General features: G+C 70.7%; 13 protein-coding genes. 3 read left to right on the top strand and 10 right to left on the bottom strand.

What is annotated here, in order from left to right; translation table 11 throughout:
* Positions 1 to 2 precede the first annotated feature (2 nt).
* Positions 3 to 596: a nicotinate-nucleotide adenylyltransferase gene (gene nadD / locus FPZ12_RS22360; RefSeq protein ID WP_144747478.1), complete on the bottom strand. Its 594-nt coding sequence runs from the start codon at positions 594 to 596 to the stop codon at positions 3 to 5.
* Between the two features lie 253 nt (positions 597 to 849).
* On the opposite strand from nadD, the gene FPZ12_RS22355 reads away from it, so the two are divergent.
* Positions 850 to 2,955 carry a RecQ family ATP-dependent DNA helicase gene (locus FPZ12_RS22355; RefSeq protein WP_144747479.1) on the top strand — a complete coding sequence of 702 codons (2,106 nt, stop codon included), beginning with the start codon at positions 850 to 852 and terminating at the stop codon, positions 2,953 to 2,955.
* 74 nt (positions 2,956 to 3,029) lie between these two features.
* Entirely contained in the window at positions 3,030 to 4,325 is a 1,296-nt protein-coding gene (locus FPZ12_RS22350) for an MFS transporter (protein WP_144747480.1), read from the top strand.
* A gap of 404 nt (positions 4,326 to 4,729) precedes the next feature.
* On the opposite strand, the gene FPZ12_RS22345 is transcribed toward FPZ12_RS22350, so the two are convergent.
* The 6 genes from FPZ12_RS22345 to FPZ12_RS22320 form a co-directional block, all read right to left on the bottom strand.
* Positions 4,730 to 6,457 (bottom strand): hypothetical protein, encoded by a 1,728-nt coding sequence (locus FPZ12_RS22345; protein ID WP_243769971.1) that lies wholly within the window; start codon positions 6,455 to 6,457, stop codon positions 4,730 to 4,732.
* Positions 6,458 to 6,633: 176 nt separating this feature from the next.
* Positions 6,634 to 7,752, bottom strand: a complete 1,119-nt coding sequence (gene proB / locus FPZ12_RS22340; RefSeq protein WP_144747481.1) for a glutamate 5-kinase — start codon at positions 7,750 to 7,752, stop codon at positions 6,634 to 6,636.
* Complete coding sequence (obgE, locus tag FPZ12_RS22335) at positions 7,749 to 9,209, bottom strand: GTPase ObgE (protein ID WP_144747482.1); 1,461 nt, start codon at positions 9,207 to 9,209, stop codon at positions 7,749 to 7,751. Before obgE ends, proB begins: the two co-directional genes overlap by 4 nt.
* A 111-nt stretch (positions 9,210 to 9,320) precedes the next feature.
* Positions 9,321 to 9,578 (bottom strand): 50S ribosomal protein L27, encoded by a 258-nt coding sequence (rpmA, locus tag FPZ12_RS22330; protein ID WP_144747483.1) that lies wholly within the window; start codon positions 9,576 to 9,578, stop codon positions 9,321 to 9,323.
* A gap of 15 nt (positions 9,579 to 9,593) precedes the next feature.
* Positions 9,594 to 9,908, bottom strand: a complete 315-nt coding sequence (rplU, locus tag FPZ12_RS22325; protein ID WP_091512575.1) for a 50S ribosomal protein L21 — start codon at positions 9,906 to 9,908, stop codon at positions 9,594 to 9,596.
* Positions 9,909 to 10,064: 156 nt separating this feature from the next.
* A complete protein-coding gene (locus tag FPZ12_RS22320; protein WP_144747484.1) occupies positions 10,065 to 13,070 on the bottom strand; it encodes an Rne/Rng family ribonuclease in 3,006 nt (1,001 codons plus the stop codon).
* Positions 13,071 to 13,554: 484 nt separating this feature from the next.
* On the opposite strand from FPZ12_RS22320, the gene FPZ12_RS22315 reads away from it, so the two are divergent.
* On the top strand, positions 13,555 to 14,895 hold the full coding sequence (locus FPZ12_RS22315) for a S8 family serine peptidase (protein WP_144747513.1): 1,341 nt from the start codon (positions 13,555 to 13,557) through the stop codon (positions 14,893 to 14,895).
* Positions 14,896 to 14,901: 6 nt separating this feature from the next.
* Here FPZ12_RS22315 and FPZ12_RS22310 read toward each other — a convergent pair whose 3' ends face one another.
* Genes FPZ12_RS22310 through FPZ12_RS22300 form a run of 3 tightly spaced genes read right to left on the bottom strand, consistent with a single transcriptional unit; the run spans position 14,902 to position 17,451 of the window.
* On the bottom strand, positions 14,902 to 15,723 hold the full coding sequence (locus FPZ12_RS22310; protein ID WP_144747485.1) for an ABC transporter permease: 822 nt from the start codon (positions 15,721 to 15,723) through the stop codon (positions 14,902 to 14,904).
* A gap of 1 nt (position 15,724) precedes the next feature.
* Complete coding sequence (locus FPZ12_RS22305; protein WP_166462863.1) at positions 15,725 to 16,525, bottom strand: ABC transporter permease; 801 nt, start codon at positions 16,523 to 16,525, stop codon at positions 15,725 to 15,727.
* On the bottom strand, positions 16,525 to 17,451 hold the full coding sequence (locus FPZ12_RS22300) for an ABC transporter ATP-binding protein (RefSeq protein WP_208025953.1): 927 nt from the start codon (positions 17,449 to 17,451) through the stop codon (positions 16,525 to 16,527). The genes FPZ12_RS22305 and FPZ12_RS22300 overlap by 1 nt, the downstream gene beginning before the upstream one ends.
* Positions 17,452 to 17,457 lie beyond the last annotated feature (6 nt).

Genomic DNA, 17,457 nt, shown 5'->3' with positions numbered 1-17,457 from the left:
GCTCATTCCGGTTTGCGGTACAGGCGGCGCTTGTCCACGTATCGCACGACGCCGTCGGGCACGAGGTACCAGATGGGCTCGTTGTTCTCCACGCGCTCGCGGCAGGCCGTGGACGAGATCGCCATCGCGGTGACCTCGACGAGGCTGACCTTCCCGCTGGGCAGGTGGTGGTCGTTGAGCCGGTACCCGGGCCTGGTGACCCCGATGAAATGCGCGTAGGTGAACAGCTCGTCCGCGTTGTGCCAGGTCAGGATCTGCTCCAGCGCGTCGGCCCCGGTGATGAAGTACAGCTCGTCGCCGGGGAACTCCTGGTGCAGGTCCCGCAGAGTGTCCACTGTGTACGTCTCGCCGCCGCGGTCGATGTCCACCCTGCTGACCGAGAACACCGGGTTGGACGCGGTGGCGATGACCGTCATGAGGTAGCGGTCCTCGGCCCTGGTCACCGTGCGGCCGGACTTCTGCCACGGCTGCCCGGTGGGCACGAAGAGCACCTCGTCGAGCCCGAACCGGGCCTGTACCTCGCTGGCCGCCACGAGGTGGCCGTGGTGGATGGGGTCGAAAGTGCCGCCCATGACCCCGATACGCCGTGGTGACATGGCATCGAGCGTATCTACCTGGCATGCGTGGGCCCTTCCCCGCTCCCGGTGAAAGGGCCCACGCACCTTCGCCGCCGATGGACCGAGGGGAACCTTCGGAGGCGGCCGGCCCGACACACGCGGACCGGGGCACCGGGTGGGCTACCCTTCCCACGGTGCTCCGAGGCGTGTTCTGCATCACAGTACGCGTGAATGGTCCATTCATGCACTTCCCGTGCTGAGGTTGTCGGACGGATGCGGTAGAGGTGGACGCGTGGATCTCCAGCAATTACGAGAACGAGCCGAAACGTCGCTCCGCGCACTCGCCGGTGCGGACGCCGAGCTGCGCGAGGACCAGTGGACGGCGATCGCCGCGCTGGTCGCCGAGCACCGGCGTGCCCTCGTCGTGCAGCGCACCGGCTGGGGAAAGTCCGCGGTGTACTTCCTCGCCACCGCGCTGCTGCGCGAACGCGGCGCCGGGCCGACGGTGATCATTTCCCCGCTGCTGGCCCTGATGCGCAACCAGATCGCGGCCGCCGCCCGCGCCGGGATCCACGCCGCCACCATGAACTCGGCCAACCCGCAGGAGTGGGACGAGGTGCAGGCGAGCATCGCCGATGGCGGCACGGACGTGCTCCTGGTGAGCCCGGAACGGCTCAACAACCCCGAATTCCGGGACACGGTGCTGCCGAAGCTCACCGCCACCGCGGGCCTGCTGGTGGTGGACGAGGCGCATTGCATCTCCGACTGGGGGCACGATTTCCGTCCGGACTACCGGCGGCTGCGCACGCTGCTATCCGGTCTGCCGGAAGGAGTTCCGGTGCTCGCCACCACCGCGACGGCAAACGACAGGGTGGTCACCGACGTCGCCGAACAGCTCGGCATAGGCGACGGAGCGGAAACGCTGGTGCTGCGCGGCCCGCTGGACAGGGAAAGCCTGCACCTTTCCGTGGTCCCGCTGCCCACGCCGGAGGCGCGGATAGCCTGGCTGTCCGAACAGCTCGCGGAGCTGCCGGGGTCCGGGATCATCTACACGCTCACCGTCGCCGCGGCGCACGACATCGCCGGTTTGCTGCGCGAGCAGGGATATCCGGTCGCGGCGTACACGGGCAAGACGGATCCGGCGGAGCGTGCCGCCGCGGAGGACGACCTGCTGGCGAACAACGTCAAAGCGCTGGTGGCCACCTCGGCGCTGGGCATGGGGTTCGACAAACCGGACCTGGGTTTCGTGGTGCACCTCGGCGCGCCCTCCTCGCCGATCGCGTACTACCAGCAGGTCGGCCGCGCCGGCCGCGGCGTGCGGCACGCCGAGGTGATCCTGTTGCCGGGCAAGGAAGATCGCGAGATCTGGAACTACTTCAGCTCGCTGGCCTTCCCGGACGAGCGACGGGTCGGCCAGGTGCTCGACGCGCTCGCCGGGGCCGGCCGTCCACTTTCGACGGCCGCGCTCGAGCCGATGGTGGAGCTGTCCCGGTCGCGGCTGGAGATGGTGCTCAAGGTGCTCGACGTCGACGGGGCCGTGCGGCGGGTCAAGGGCGGCTGGGAATCCACCGGCGAGCCGTGGCAGTACGACGCGGAGCGCTACGAGCGAGTGGGCAAGGCGCGCGAGGCCGAGCAGAGCGCGATGCTCGACTACCAGCAGACATCGGGCTGCCGGATGGAATTCCTGCTGCGCCAGCTGGATGATCCGTACGCGGCGCCGTGCGGCCGTTGTGACAACTGCACCGGGCAGCATCGCGCCACGGAGATCTCGGCGAGCGTGGTCGAAGCGACCGGGCAACGGTTGCAGCGGCCTGGGGTCGAACTCGCGCCACGCCGACAGTGGCCGACGGGGCTCGGCACGCTGGACGTTCCGCTGTCGGGCCGGATCCCGAAGGAGGAACAGGCGGGCATCGGGCGGGCGCTCGGCAGGCTCACGGATGTCGGCTGGGGCAACCGGTTGCGGGAGCTCGTCGGTGTGGGTGCGACGGACGCCGAGGTGCCGGCAACAGTGTTCAAGGCCTGTGTCGCGGTGCTGGCGGCGTGGGAATGGGAACAGCGCCCGGTCGCCGTCGTCGCGCTTCCCTCGGCCGGGAGGCCGAAGCTGACGGCCGGCCTGGCGCGGCGGCTGGCGGAGGTGGGGCGGCTTCGCTTCCTGGGCACGCTGGAGGCGCACGGCGAACCACCGCGCCGGGCCAACAGCGCGCAGCGGGTCGCGGATCTGTGGCCACGCCTGGCTTTGCCACCGGAGCTCGGGCAGGAACTGTCCACTGTGGATGGTCCGGTGCTGCTCGTGGACGACGTGGTGGACACCGGCTGGACAATGACGATGGCCACCCGGTTGCTGCGCCGGGCCGGCGCCGGGGAGGTGTTGCCCTTCGCGTTGGCGAGTACGGCCTGATTTGCCGGAAGTCTTCCGAAACGGGCCTTCGTATGGCAATCTCCCACCAACCGGGCAGTGGCGTGGAGGTTCCCATGACCGAGTCGGAAGCAGCGGTGGGTTCGGCGGTCCGGCATCGCCTGCCGGTCCGGAAACTCTTCGCCGCGAGCGTCGGCAACGCGCTGGAATGGTTCGACTGGACCATCTACGCCACCTTCAGCATCTATTTCGCGACGGCCTTCTTCCCCTCCGGCAACGACACACTGGCGCAGATCAACACCTTCGCCACCTACGCGCTGGCGTTCTTCTTCCGTCCACTGGGCGGGATGCTGCTGGGAAGGTTCGCGGACGTGCGGGGCCGGAAACCGGCGATGATCCTGACCATCAGCCTGATGGCCGGGGGTTCAGTGGTGATCGGCATCCTGCCGACGTACCAGATGGTCGGCTGGCTGGCGCCCGCCCTGCTGGTGCTGGCACGGGTGGCGCAGGGGCTGTCGCTGGGCGGCGAGGTGTCGAACGCGTCGGCGTACCTGGGTGAGATCGCGCCGCCCAAGTGGCGGGGCCGGTACTCGTCGTTCTTCTACATCTCGACGGGCACGGCGGTGCTGCTCGCCTCGGTGCTCGGGTTCGTGCTGGCGCGGACGATGGACAAAGCCGAGCTGAGCTCGTTCGGCTGGCGGATCCCGTTCCTGCTGGGCGGTGTGCTCGGCATGATCGGGCTGTGGCTGCGGCGCAGCCTGGCCGAGACCGAACTGTTCGAGCAGAGCAAGTCCACGGCCCAGCGGGTGCGCAGGCCGCTGCTCGCGACCCTGCGGCACCATCCGCGGGCGGTCGGGCAGCTCGTGGGCATCACGATGCTGAACACGTTGTGCTACTACACGTTCTTCAGCGCGCTGACGCCGTTCGCGGTGAAGACGCGGCACGCGGGTGACGTGGACGTGTTCCTCGCGCTGTCGATCGGGACGGCTCTGTTCGTGCTGCTGCAGTATCCGTATGGGATGTTGTCGGACCGGGTCGGGCGTAAACCGCAGCTGCTGGTGTGGTCGGCGGCCACGGCGATCCTGATCGTGCCACTGTCCTTTTTGGTCGGTCCAGGGCTCGGCGGGCTCGTCGTGGTGTTCTGCGTCGGGCTCGGGCTGTATGCCGCGATGGCCTCGCTGGCGCCCGCGATCATGAGCGAGCTGTTCCCGACTTCCTTGCGTGGCCTGGGAATCGGAGCCTGGTACAACCTGACCGTCGCGGTCTTCGGCGGCACGGCGCCGCTGGTGATCAGCGCGCTGGCGGCGGCCAACGCCTCGATCGCGTTCTTCTGGTACGTGGCCGGGGGCGCGGCCATCGCGTTCGTGGTGATCCTGACGCTGCCGGAGACGAAGGCGATGGAGCTGCGCTGAGACGCGGGTTGGTGTGGTCGAGCTGCTGACGCGGGGTGGGGGCCGGGCTGCGCGCGGCGCACGATGGCTGCGCCGACGGCACATGCACGCCGCCGGGACCACGGGCCGCACAGCGCACCGCGACCGCACCGTCGAGCCTGACCGTCGCCAGGACTGCGCCGCCCACGCATCGCACGAGTGCCACCCTGACGACACATGCACGCCGCCCAAGCCAAGGCCGCACAGCCCACGCAGCGCACCGCGACCGCGCCGACGGCTCAGACCGTCGCCGGGCTGCACTGTCCACCCGCCGCAGGCGGCCAAACCGAGGACGCGGGTTGGTGTGGTCGAGCTGTGCCGGTCCCCTCCGCGCGACCTCGACCACCGCCTCGACAGCGTCTCGACCACCGCGCCCGGCGCGGCGGTTACGTTAGGTTGACCTCGGTCTGGCCTGGGCGCAGCACGTCCCCGCATGACCTCAGCGGCCAGTCGAGCTGCCGGCCGTCGATCGCCGGCACCGTGTCGGCGGCGTAGGCGCGGACGGCGTCGAGGTGCACTTGGTCGAGCACCGCGTCCTTCCGCACCCAGTCGCCGTCGCCGACGGGCAGGTCTTCGTCGCCGTAGCGGAGGATCGGGTAGTAGTCCGTGCCCAGCCGCGGATCGCGCGCGATGCCTGTGCCCGGGCCCCACGGGCCGCGGGAATGAATGAACGTGGGCTTCACCGTCTCGTAGACGTAGTTCCGCAAGCCTGGCATGTCCCGGTCGCCGCGATAGAACTCGGCGATCTTCGAGTCCGCCAGCCCGGCCATGTCCACGATGTGCAGCCTGCTGGTCAGCGAAGAACCGCCCAGATCGGGTTCGAGCACCGACGCTTCGCTCAGCTCGAGGATGTCGGCGTAGGAGTTGAAGACGCGGCCGAACCTGTCGGCGATGTAGCACGTCGGAATGGTGGGCGCGCCACGGAACTCACGCGCGTGCCCCACGGACAGCGCCAGCGACGGGATCCCCGCGACCACCAACGCCAGCAGCACGAGCACACGGCCACGGGCGTCGCGGAGCGCCTCCGTCGTCACGAGCGCACCGGTCAGCGCGGCCAGCGCCCAGAACGGGGTGGCGAACCGGAGCTGCTCCATCCAGTCGGGTTCCAGCACGCTGTAGGTGAGCGCGGCCAGCACCAGCGGCACCATCGGCGCGACCAATGCCGCCCGCCGCGCCGACTGCCGGGCGAGCGCGATACCGGCGACCAGCGCGACGACGAGCACGAAGGGCGCGCCGATGTAGCCGACGAGATCACTGGAGCGGGTCAGGTCCTCCGGCTCGGGAAGCTGCTGGTTCTTCGCCACCGCGGTGTTCGGCAGCAGGCGGCCGAATTCGATGAACCGCCACAGCACGTAAAGCCCGTACGGCACCGCGAACGCGGCCAGCGACCACAACACGTTCCGGACGCTGGGCCACACGGTGTTCCGGCGAATCCTGAGCAGCACCAGGATCCCGTAGGCGCCGACGTAGATCATGCCGTCCGGCCTGGTCAACGCCGCCAGCGCGGCCAGCACCCCGGCCCACACGGCGACCTTGGGCGTGAGGAGCGTCCCCGCCAGCGTGGCGCGGAACAACACCACCGCGAGGCACGTCACGAGAAACGCGAACAGCGAGTTCTCCAGCCCGGAAAAGGACCAGATCACGAACGACGGGATCACCGAGAGCACCGCGCCAACGGCCAGGGTCACCAGCCACGCGTAGCGCGTCACCGCTTTCGCGGCCAGGTGGCAGGCGACGAGAATCCCGGCGCAGAAGAGCAAACCGAGCAGCTTCGGGAACAGCACGTAGTCCGGCACGCCGAACAACAGCCCCCGGTCGAACAGGCCCAGCAGCCTGCCCACCGTGAGCAGCAGTGTCCACGTGGGATTCGAGAACCCTTCCACCGCCTCCGAACCCGGCGCCACGACCGGGCCCAGCCCCTCGGAAATGCTGCGCGCGTAGGCGAACGTGATGGCCGCGTCGTCGACGATCCAGTTCCCGTACAGCCAGGCGTGCCCGCCGATCAGCGCGGTGCCCCCGGCGACAGCGGCCGCGCCGGCCCATTTTCCCGTTCCCCCGCGGGTTTTCCCGGTCGCCTGCCGATAAGCAGGCTCCATCGTCGCTGTCGCTGCCATATCCCCCTCGTTCGCAAAACCGTCCCCCACCGGTCCCGGTCACATTACCCAAACCGGATTCGAGGACGATTCTGCCGAATCCCGCGCAATCCTCATCGGACAGGGTGGATTCCCGGGACGGTGGCAGCACAAACAGACGAGCGATGCGGCGGAACGCGCGGTTTCCCCGCGGCGTCCTAAGCAGACGCGCGGCGAAGCGGAACGAGATCGTCGGCGTGCACGACCTCACGGCGTTGCTCGGGCGGGAGTTCGTGGCTGGACCGGCCGATCAGCTCCGGCAGCTCCCCCGCGTCGAAGTTGACGACGCCACGGGCCACCACGCGCTGCGCGGCGTCGACCAGCTCGACCACGTCGCCCGCCTGGAAATCGCCGTCGACCCCGGTGATCCCCGCGGCCAGCAGAGACCTGCGCCGCCGGACCACGGCCGCGACCGCCCCGTCGTCGATTTGGAGGCGGCCGGTGGGACCGGCGGCGTAACCGAGCCAGAACCGGCGAGCGGACAACCGGGTGTCCGCGGCGACGAAAGCCGTGCCCACGTCGGCCGTGGTCAGGGCGTGGGCCGCCTGGTCCGCGGCCGCGAGCAGGACCGGGATCCCCGCCGCCGCGGCCGTCCGGGCCGCCGCGAGCTTCGAGACCATGCCGCCGGTGCCCAGGCCGGAGCTGGACATGCCGACGCTGATGCCGTCCACGTCGGCATCCCCGGTCACCTCGGTGATCTTGCGGGTGGCTCCGTCGCGGGGGTCGCCGTCGTACAGACCGTCCACATCGGACAGCAGGAGGAGCGCGTCGGCACCGATGAGGTGCGCGACGAGCGCGGCCAGGCGGTCATTGTCACCGAAGCGGATTTCCTCGGTGGCCACGGTGTCGTTCTCGTTCACCACCGGCACCGCGCCAAGCGCCAGCAACCGCGAAAGCGTGCGCTGCGCGTTGCGGTAGTGGGACCGCCGGACCACGTCGTCCGAGGTCAGCAGGACCTGCCCGACCGTCAGCGAATACCGGCCGAACGACTCCGCATACGCGTGGGCGAGGGCGAGCTGTCCCACGCTCGCGGCGGCCTGTTGCGTGGCCAGATCACGGGGGCGCTTCTTCAGCGCGAGCGGCGCGAGGCCGGAGCCGATCGCGCCCGAGGAAACCAGGACCAGCTGGCTGCCCCGCCCGATCCGGTCCGCGATCGCGTCCACGAGCGCGTCGAGCCGCCCGGTGTCCAGGCCCGCTCCGGCCGTGGTGAGCGCCGACGAGCCGACCTTGACGACGATCCGTTCGGCTGCGGCGACGGCTTTCCTGGTGACGCTCACGCCTCTTCGTCCTCGGCGGCGTCCGTCTCGTCGGGGACGCCGTCCCGGCGGATCCGGCGGGCTTCCTTGCGCTCGGACGCGCTGACGCGGCTGTGGTCCTCCAGCCGCACGTCCGTGCCGCGCCCGGACAGGTGCTGGACGACCCCGGGCGTGGACGGCTGCCAGTCGAACGTGACGCCACCGATGGTGACCGGGCAGCCCGGTTTCGCGCCCTTACGCGCCAGCTGCTCCTCCACGCCGAGCCGGTTGAGCCGGTCCGCGAGGTAGCCGACGGCCTCGTCGTTCGCGAAGTTCGTCTGCCGGATCCAGCGCTCCGGGCGCGTGCCGCGCACCACGAAACCGCCCGGCTCCTCCTCGTCCGGCTCCACCGTGAACCCAGCGTCGTCCACGGCGACGGGGCGCAGCACGATGCGCTCCGCCTCCGGGGCGGGCTGCTCGGCGCGGTGTTCCTCGACGATGGCGCCGAGCGCGAAAGTGAGCTCCCGCAAGCCTTTCCGGCTCGCCGTGGACACCTCGAACACGGGCAGCCCGCGCGCCTCCAGCTCGGGTTTGACCATCTCGGCCAGCTCGGCGGCGTCGGGCACGTCGATCTTGTTCAGCACCACGACCCGCGGCCGCTTCTCCAGGTCTCCGCCGAGCGCCGGGGTGTAGCGGGCGAGCTCCGCCTCCAGCGCGTCCACATCGGACACCGGGTCACGGTCGGACTCGAAGGTGGCGCAGTCGACCACGTGCACCAGCACGGCGCAGCGCTCGATGTGACGGAGGAAGTCGAGCCCGAGGCCCTTGCCCTCGCTGGCGCCCGGGATCAGCCCGGGCACGTCGGCCATCGTGAACACCGTGTCCCCCGCCGTGACCACGCCGAGGTTCGGCACCAGCGTGGTGAACGGGTAGTCGGCGATCTTCGGCTTGGCCGCGGAAAGCACGGAGATCAGCGAGGACTTGCCGGCCGACGGGAACCCGAGCAGCCCGATGTCGGCGACCGAACGCAGCTCCAGCACCAGGGAGCGGGCCTCGCCCGGCTCGCCGAGGAGCGCGAAACCGGGCGCCTTGCGGGCGCGCGACGCGAGCGCCGCGTTGCCGAGCCCGCCCCGGCCGCCTTGTGCCGCAACGAAAGTGGCGCCGGGGCCGGTCAAGTCCGCGAGGATCTCGCCGTCCTCGGTGAGCACGACCGTGCCCGCCGGGACCTTCAGCTCCAGCGTCTCTCCCGCCGCGCCCGCGCGATGGCCGCCCTGGCCCTGTTTCCCGCTGCCCGCGCTGGCGTGCGGGCGGAAGTGGAAGTCCAGCAGGGTGTGCACGTTCGGGTCGACGGTCAGGAGCACGTCGCCGCCGTGCCCGCCGTTGCCGCCGTCGGGCCCGCCGAGCGGCTTGAACTTTTCGCGGTGCACGGAGGCACAGCCGTTCCCGCCGTTGCCGGCGGCCACCTCGATCACCGCGCGGTCAACGAACCGGGACGCCATGTCTTACCTTTCACTGGTACCGAAAACTGTCCTAAGACGCCAACGAGGGGCGGACCCAGAAGTGTTCCGGGCCCGCCCCTCGTGGGAGAAGCTCTACGTCTGAACCGGGCCTCAGGCCTCGGTCGGGACGATGTTGACCGTCTTGCGGCCACGCTTCGCGCCGAACTCGACCGCGCCGGCGGCGAGCGCGAACAGCGTGTCGTCACCGCCACGGCCGACGTTCACGCCGGGGTGGAACTTGGTGCCCCGCTGCCGGACGAGGATCTCGCCCGCCTGGACGACCTGGCCGCCGAAACGCTTGACGCCGAGGTACTGCGGGTTGGAGTCACGCCCGTTGCGGGAGCTGGAAGCACCCTTCTTGTGTGCCATGCCTGCTCAGCTCCTTTACTTGCTGATTCCGGTGACCTCGACGCGGGTCAGCTTCTGCCGGTGACCCTGGCGCTTGTGGTAGCCGGTCTTGTTCTTGAACTTGTGGATCCGGATCTTCGGACCCTTGGTCTGCTCGACGACCTTGCCGGTGACCGAGACCTTCGCCAACGCGTCGGCGTCCGTGGTGACCTCGCCGCCGTCGACGTACAGCACGGCGGGGAAGGTGTGCTCGGTGCCCGGCTCGCCCTCGAGCTTTTCGACCTCGACGACGTCGCCGACGGCCACCTTGTACTGCTTGCCGCCGGTCTTGACGATCGCGTACGCCGACACGGAAGTCTCCTGCTTACTCGACAATGGGTGAGGGCTTGCGACACGGCCCGCTCGAAGCGGTCCGGTAATCGCGCCATAGCCCGCTCAGTGGCGGGCCGTCATACAGGTTACGTGCCACCCCGGTCGCTGGTCGCACCGGGGTGGCGTAACCCGTGATCAGCTCTGGTCGGACGCGTGCACCGGCGGGCCGGCCGGCCGCGAGGCCGCCCGGCGCGGGCGCCTGCGGGCCGAGCGGACGGCCGGGGCCGGCACGTCGACCTCGGGCTCCGGCTCCTCGGCGGCCTCGGCCTGAGGCTCCGCCTTGGGCTCGTCCGCCTGCGGCTGCCCGGCCTGCTCCGGGGCGGTCTCAGCGGCCTGCTCGTCCGCCTGAGCGTCGGCAGCGGGCTGCTGGGGCCGCACCCTGCCGGTGACGCTCGCGGGCTCCGTGGCGGGCGCGTCGTCCTTGACGACGGGCTCAGCCGCGGGGATCTCGGGCTCACTGACAGCGGGCTCCGGCGCGGCCTTCTCAGTCTCCGCGGCGGGCTCGGCGGCCTGCTCCTTCGCGGGCTGCTCGGGCTCCGGCGCGTGGCCGTTGAGCGAGCCTGCCGGCTCCCCGTCCTCGGGCTTGCGCTTGGCCGCGTTCGCCATCGCCTGCACGGCCGTGACCACGGACTCGCGCTGCTCCGCCGTCGGGCCCGGCTCGGAGCGCTGCTCCTGCTGCTGCGGCTGCGGCTCTTCGGCCTTGTTGCGGTTGCGCGACCGGCGCGAGCCGGACGAACCGTGCTGGTGACCGCCGCCGTTCGAGCCGCTGCCACCGTTCCCGCCGTTGCCACCACCGGCGCGCTGCGGCTCGGTGGAGATCACCACACCGCGGCCCTTGCAGTGCTCGCACGTGGTGGAGAACGCCTCCAGCAGCCCGGTGCCGACCTTCTTCCTGGTCATCTGCACCAGGCCGAGCGAGGTCACCTCCGCCACCTGGTGGCGGGTGCGGTCCCGGCCGAGGCATTCGGTGAGCCGCCGCAGCACCAGCTCGCGGTTGGACTCGAGCACCATGTCGATGAAGTCGATCACGATGATGCCGCCGATGTCGCGCAGCCGGAGCTGGCGCACGATCTCCTCGGCGGATTCGAGGTTGTTGCGGGTGACCGTCTCCTCGAGGTTGCCGCCGGAGCCGGTGAACTTGCCGGTGTTGACGTCGATCACCGTCATCGCCTCGGTGCGGTCGATGACCAGGTACCCGCCCGAGGGCAGCCACACCTTGCGGTCCAGGGCCTTGGTGATCTGCTCGTCGATCCGGTGCTCGGCGAACACGTCGCCGTTCCCGACGTAGCGCTTGAGCCGGTCCGTGAGGTCCGGGGCCACGTGCCCGACGTAGGCGTTGATCGTCTCCCACGCGGTGGCGCCCTGGACCTCCAGCTTGGCGAAGTCCTCGGTGAACAGGTCGCGGACGACCTTGACCAGCAGGTCGGGCTCCTCGTAGAGCATCGTCGGCGCGGAGGACTTCTTGCCGCTGCCCGCGGCCGAATCCGCCTTCTCCTTGATGATCTCCCACTGGGCCTTCAGCCTGCGGACGTCGCGCTCGAGCTCCTCCTCGCTGATGCCCTCGGAGGCGGTGCGGATGATCACACCCGCGTCCTCGGGGACGATCCGCTTGAGGATGTCCTTGAGCCTGCGGCGCTCGTTCTCCGGGAGCTTGCGCGAGATCCCGGTGGCGCCCCCGGCCGGGACGTACACCAGGAACCGGCCCGGCAGCGAGATCTGCGTGGTGAGCCGGGCGCCCTTGTGCCCGACCGGGTCCTTGGTGACCTGCACCAGCACGTTGTCCCCGGTGGAGAGCGCCTGCTCGATCTTGCGGGACTTGCCCTCCAGCCCGGCGGCGTCCCAGTCGACCTCGCCCGCGTACAGCACCGCGTTGCGGCCGCGGCCGATGTCGACGAAGGCGGCTTCCATCGAGGGCAGCACGTTCTGCACGCGGCCCAGGTACACGTTGCCGACGATCGAGCCGCTGCCCGAGGACGTCACGAAGTGCTCGACCAGCACCCCGTCCTCCAGCACGCCGATCTGCGTGTTGTCGCCGCGCTCGGCGACGACCATCGTGCGCTCCACCGACTCGCGGCGGGCGAGGAACTCGGCCTCGGACAGGATCGGGGCGCGGCGGCGGCCCGCCTCGCGGCCGTCCCGGCGGCGCTGGCGCTTGGCCTCCAGCCGGGTGGAGCCGCGGACGCTGCGCACGCCGTCGCCCTTGGGGCCCTTGTCCTTTTCCTTCTCCTGCTCGGCCTTGGCCTCGCGGACGTGGACGACGGTGTTGGGCGGGTCGTCGGTGGACGAGTCGTCGTTGTCGTCGGCGCTCTTCCGCCGGCGGCGACGCCTGCGGCGACGGCTCGAGCTGTCCGAGTCGTCTCCGTCGTCGCTGTCGTCCTGCTCGGCTTCGGGCCCGGGCTTGGCGTCGTCCTCGGACTTGCCGTCCTCGGCCTGGTCCTGCTCGTTCGACTCGTTCTCGCCGGCCTCGTCGCCGCCCTTGCCCCGGCCGCGGCCACGGCGCCCGCGACGGCGGCGGCGACGGCCACCGGCGTCATCGTCGTCGGCGTTGTCCTGCTCTGGCCGCTCGGCCTTCTCGGGCTTTTCGGCCTTCTCCTGCTTCTCGGCCTTCTCGGGCTGCTCTTCGCCCGCGGGCTCGGCCTTCGGGGCCTTCGGGGCCTTGGGCTCCGTGCGCTCCGCCGGCTCGGGCGGCAGGAAGACCGGCGAGGGGGCGGCGAACACCGGGACGTGCGCCATCGGGCGGACCGGCTCGGGCTCGGGCTGGGGCTCCGGGGCCGGAGTGGGTTCCGGGGTGGCCGGGGCGGCTTCGGCGGCGGTGGGAGCCGCCGCCTCGGGTGCCTTTTCGACGGCGGGCGCCTTTTCGGCGGCCGGGCTCTCGGGCTCGGCCGGGCTTTCGGCCTCCTCGGCCGGGCCGGCGAGGGCCTCGGCCACTCGCACGGCCACTTCGCGCGGCACGCTGGACTGCGCGCTGCGGGCTGTCTCACCCAGCTCGGTCAGCTTCGCCAGCACGTCCCGGCTGTTGGAGCCGAGCAGCTTGGCCAGTGCGTGTACCCGCACCCTGGCGGGCAGCTCACCCAGCGGGCCTGCCGCGGGTGCGGCGGTGCTCCCGCCGGTGTTCTCGGCGGGTGTTTCCGCGTTCGACATATGTCTCCTCCGCCCCCGGGCGCGTCTGCCAGCTTGTGCTGGAAGGACGCGGCCGCGCAGGGGCCCTTTCCGTCCTGTTCCGCCAGGGTGGTCACCACCGGCGGGAATCCTGTGCCTCTCTCGCCACGGAGGCACCGGCTTCCCGGCACCCGCCGTAGGCAGGTCGACTCGATCACGTGCCGGCCGGGCCGGCGGCTTCCCACTCCGCCTCCCACGCCGTCGCGCCACCCGTTCCGGGCGGCGACGATCCGGAGCCCTTCCCGCACGTCACCGGGCCACCGGCGCCGACGCGCACACCCTTGGGCGGACGTCCCGGCTCAGCGGCCCACCCGAGTATCCCACACGGCGTCCCGGCACCGCGTACTCACAGGCTTCGCGGGCGCGTTCCGCCTCCGGCCGGGCGAAGCTGGGCCGTTCCTGTTGTCCGCGCCCCGCCGGGTGCCCTACGGTGCCGCTCGTACTGCTGATCCCGGTGGAGGTCCGCTTGTCCGGGTGCGGAAGGTCCCTGGTGCTGGCGGCCTGCGCCGTGCTGGCCGCCTCCGTCCCCGTGCCCGCGTTCGCCGAGGACGAGGCCTGCGCGACGGCCGGGCAGGATCAGCGCTACCTGCTCGTCTTTCCCCAGGGTACGGCGCCGGACGCGGCGAACCGGCAGGTCACGGCCGCCTGTGGGGCGACGACGGTGTTCTATCCCCAGATCTCCGTCGGGGTGGCGACCGCGGCGGACCCCGGGTTCGCCGGCCGGTTCGGGGCGGACCGGGTGTTCGCCGCGCGGCCCGGGCACCGGTCGGCTCGGGCGAAGCTGCCGGAGTCCGATCCCGGGGACGTGTCCAGCGCGGACCGCACCGGAGAGCAGTGGGACATGGCCGCGATCGGCGCGCCGGGCGCCGGCAGCCCGGACGTGGTGGTCGGGGTACTGGACTCGGGTATCGAAGCCGATCATCCCGAGCTGTCGCGGGCGATCGATCGCGACGACTCCGCCGGCTGTCTCACGGGGAAGCCCGACCAGGACGAAAACGCTTGGCTGCCCACGACGTCCGCGCACGGCACGCACGTGGCGGGCATCGTCGCCGCGGCCGACGACGGGCGCGGGGTGACCGGCGTCGCGCCCGGGGTCCGGGTGGCGTCGGTGAAGGTGATCGACGACAGCGGGTACGTCGCGCCGGAGGCGGCGGTGTGCGGGCTGATGTGGGCGGCCCAGCGGCACATGGCGGTGGCGAACAGCAGTTTCGTCGTGGACCCGTGGGGCCTGGCGTGCTCGCACGGCCCCGGCCAGGACGTGGTGCGCGAAGCGATCTCGCGTGCCGTGGAGTACTCGACCACGGCGGGCACGCTGGACGTCGCCGCGGCGTCGAACGAGTCGGTGAACCTGACGCCTTCGTCGCACGCAAGCGCTTCGGGGTGCGAAGCGCTGCCCGCGGGCTTGCGCGATGTGGTGACTGTCTCCGCCGTCGGGCAGGACGACGTCAAGGCGGGCTACAGCTCCTACGGACTGGGTGTGGTGGATCTCGCCGCGCCCGGCGGCTCCGGCGAAGACTGCGTGCTCTCGACCGTGCCGGGTGGCTACGGGCGGATGTGCGGCACCTCGATGGCGGCGCCACACGTGGCCGGTGTGGCGGCGGCTGTCGCGTCCGAGCATCCGGGGCTCGGCCCCGAAGGCTTGCGCGACGCGTTGAACGCGGGCACGCGGGCGATCCCCTGCCCCGCCGACTACGACCCCAACGGCGACGGCCAGCAGGACGGGTTCTGCGCGGGGTACACCGGATACAACGGCTTCTACGGCCACGGGCTCGTGGACCTGCCCGGCGCGCTGGCCGCCGCGGGCTGAAAAGCCTCAGCGCAGGAGCAGGTGCGTGAGACGCCTCGCCGCGGCCCACACGCCGACCACCGCCAGCGCGGCCAGATACGCCAGATGGCCCAGCATCCCCACGTGCAGCGCGCCCGTCGCCAGCTCCCGCATCAGCTGAACCCCGTGGTACAGCGGGAAACACTGCACGACGACCCGCAACGGCTCCGGGTACACGCTCAGCGGGTAGAACGTGGTGGAGAACAGGAACATCGGCATCACGGCGAGGTTGATGTAGTCGAACTGCGACGGCGAGCGCAGGAAGGTCGCGCACGCCATGCCGATCGCCGCGAAGGCGAACGCCACCAGCAACGCCACGGGCACCAGCAGGATCGCCCACCACGACGTGACGAGCCCCATCGCGAGCATCACCGCGAAGAACGCCACCCCGTACATCCCGCCGCGCAGCACCGCCCAGGAGATCTCGCCGATCGCGATGTCGAGCGGGCCGATCGGGGTGGCCAGCATCGCGTCGTACGTCTTGGCGTAGCGGAACTTGAAGAACACGTTGAAGGTGGAGTCGAACACGGCGCCGTTCATCGCCGAGGACGCGAGCAGCGCGGGCGCGACGAAGGCGACGTAGCTCATCGGCCGCCCGTCGGGCCCGGCGACCTCGCTGACCAGTTTCCCGAAGCCGATCTGGAACGCCACGAGGTAGAACAGCGGCTCGAACACCCCGGACACGAACACCAGCCACATCCGCGAGTACGCCAGCGCCGAGCGTTCGATGAGTTTGCTCGCGCGCCCCGCGTACAACCCGGGCGGCAGGATGCGCAGCAGCAACCCCGGCCGCTGCTCCAGCGTTGTCATCTCAGACCACCAGCCGTCGGTAGAAGTACCTGCGTGCCAACAGGATTCCGAGTACGAGCAGCGCCGCGAGGAACGCGAAGTGGCCGAGCATCGCCCACGGCCCGACCCCGCCGAGGGTGACCCCGCGGGCGAGCTGGTTTCCGTGCCACAGCGGGGAAATCCAGGCGAGCCAGCGCAGCGCGAGCGGGATCTGCGCGATGGGAAAGAACGTGCCGGCGAACAGCGTCATCGGCATGACCACGAACCGGAACAGCGCGTTGAACCGGTGGCCTTCGTCGAACGTGGTCGCCGCGAAGGCCGTGACCGGTGCGGCGCAGGCGATCCCGGTGAAGACGCCGACCGCCACGACGAGGATCGCCCCCGCGTTCAGCCAGGCACCGAAAGCCAGCGCTATCAACGCATACACGATCCCGCTCATCGACAACCGCAACCCGACCCACAGCAGGTGGCCGCACAGCAACTGGCCCGCGGTGACCGGGGTGGCCGTGACAGCCAGATAGTCCTTCTGCCACTTGAACCCCGACAGCACCGGGTACGTCGACTCGCCCACCGCGCTCTGCAGCGACGCCGAAACCAGCAACGCCGGCGCGATGTAGTGCAGATAGGACAGTCCGCCGGTGGCGGGCCCTGCCTGTACCTGCGAGCCGAAGCCGAGCCCCATCGCGACCAGGAACAGCAGCGGCTGCAGCCCCGAGGAGTACAGATTGGACTTCCAGTACCGGCGGTACCAGGCCCAGCTTCCCTCGACGCGCAGCCAGGCCGCGCGCCAGGAACCGACCACCCGCCCCGTGGAGACGACCATCAGTCCACCAGCGTTCGTCCGGTGAGCCGGAGGAACACGTCCTCCAGGCTGCTGCGGCGTACGAGGCTCGACACCGGGCGCAACCCGCGCGCGTGTACCCGCTCCAGCACCGCCTCGCCCGTCGCCGTGTAGAGCAGAACGCGATCCGGCAGCGTCTCCACGCGCTCGGCCAGCTCCCCCAAACCGGCCGGAACTTCTTGCCCGGTAGCGAAACGCAGCTCCAGCACCTCGCGTGTGGAGTAGCGGGCGATCAGCTCGGCGGGAGAGCCTTCGGCGACGATCCGGCCGTGGTCCATGACCACCAGGCGATCGCACAGCTGCTCCGCCTCATCCATGTAATGGGTGGTGACGATGAGCGTGACGCCTTGGGCCTTGAGCCGGAAAAGCCTGTCCCACAACAGATGCCGGGCCTGCGGGTCGAGCCCTGTGGTCGGCTCGTCGAGCAGCAGCAGCTCCGGCTCGTTGACCAGTGAGCGCGCGATGGTGAGCCGCCGCTTCATGCCGCCCGACAGCGGCTCGACCTCCGCCTCGGCGCGGTCGGACAGCTGCGCGAACTCCAGCAGCTCCACCGCTTTGCGCTTCACTTCCGCGCGCGACAGGCCGAAATACCGGCCGTATACCTGAAGGTTCTGGCGGACCGTCAGCTCGTTGTCGAGATTGTCCTGCTGTGGCACGACACCCAGCCGCGCGCGGATCTGCGGGCCGCGGGTGGCCGGGTCCATGCCGAGCACCTTCAGCTCGCCGTCGGTGCGCGGCGAGACGCAGGCGATCATGCGCATGGTCGAGGATTTCCCGGCACCGTTGGGCCCGAGGAACCCGAAGGCCTCGCCTCGGCGGACCTCGACGTCGATCCCCCGGACGGCTTCGAACTCCCCAAAACGCTTCGTCAGCGCCTTGGCCTGCACCAGTGTCGGTTCGTCGTCCACGCTGTG

It is taken from the genome of Amycolatopsis acidicola, assembly GCF_007713735.2.
Lineage (GTDB): Bacteria > Actinomycetota > Actinomycetes > Mycobacteriales > Pseudonocardiaceae > Amycolatopsis_E > Amycolatopsis_E acidicola.
The sequence above is the reverse complement of the archived record's forward strand: the minus strand, read 5'-3'. Positions and strand labels throughout refer to the sequence as shown.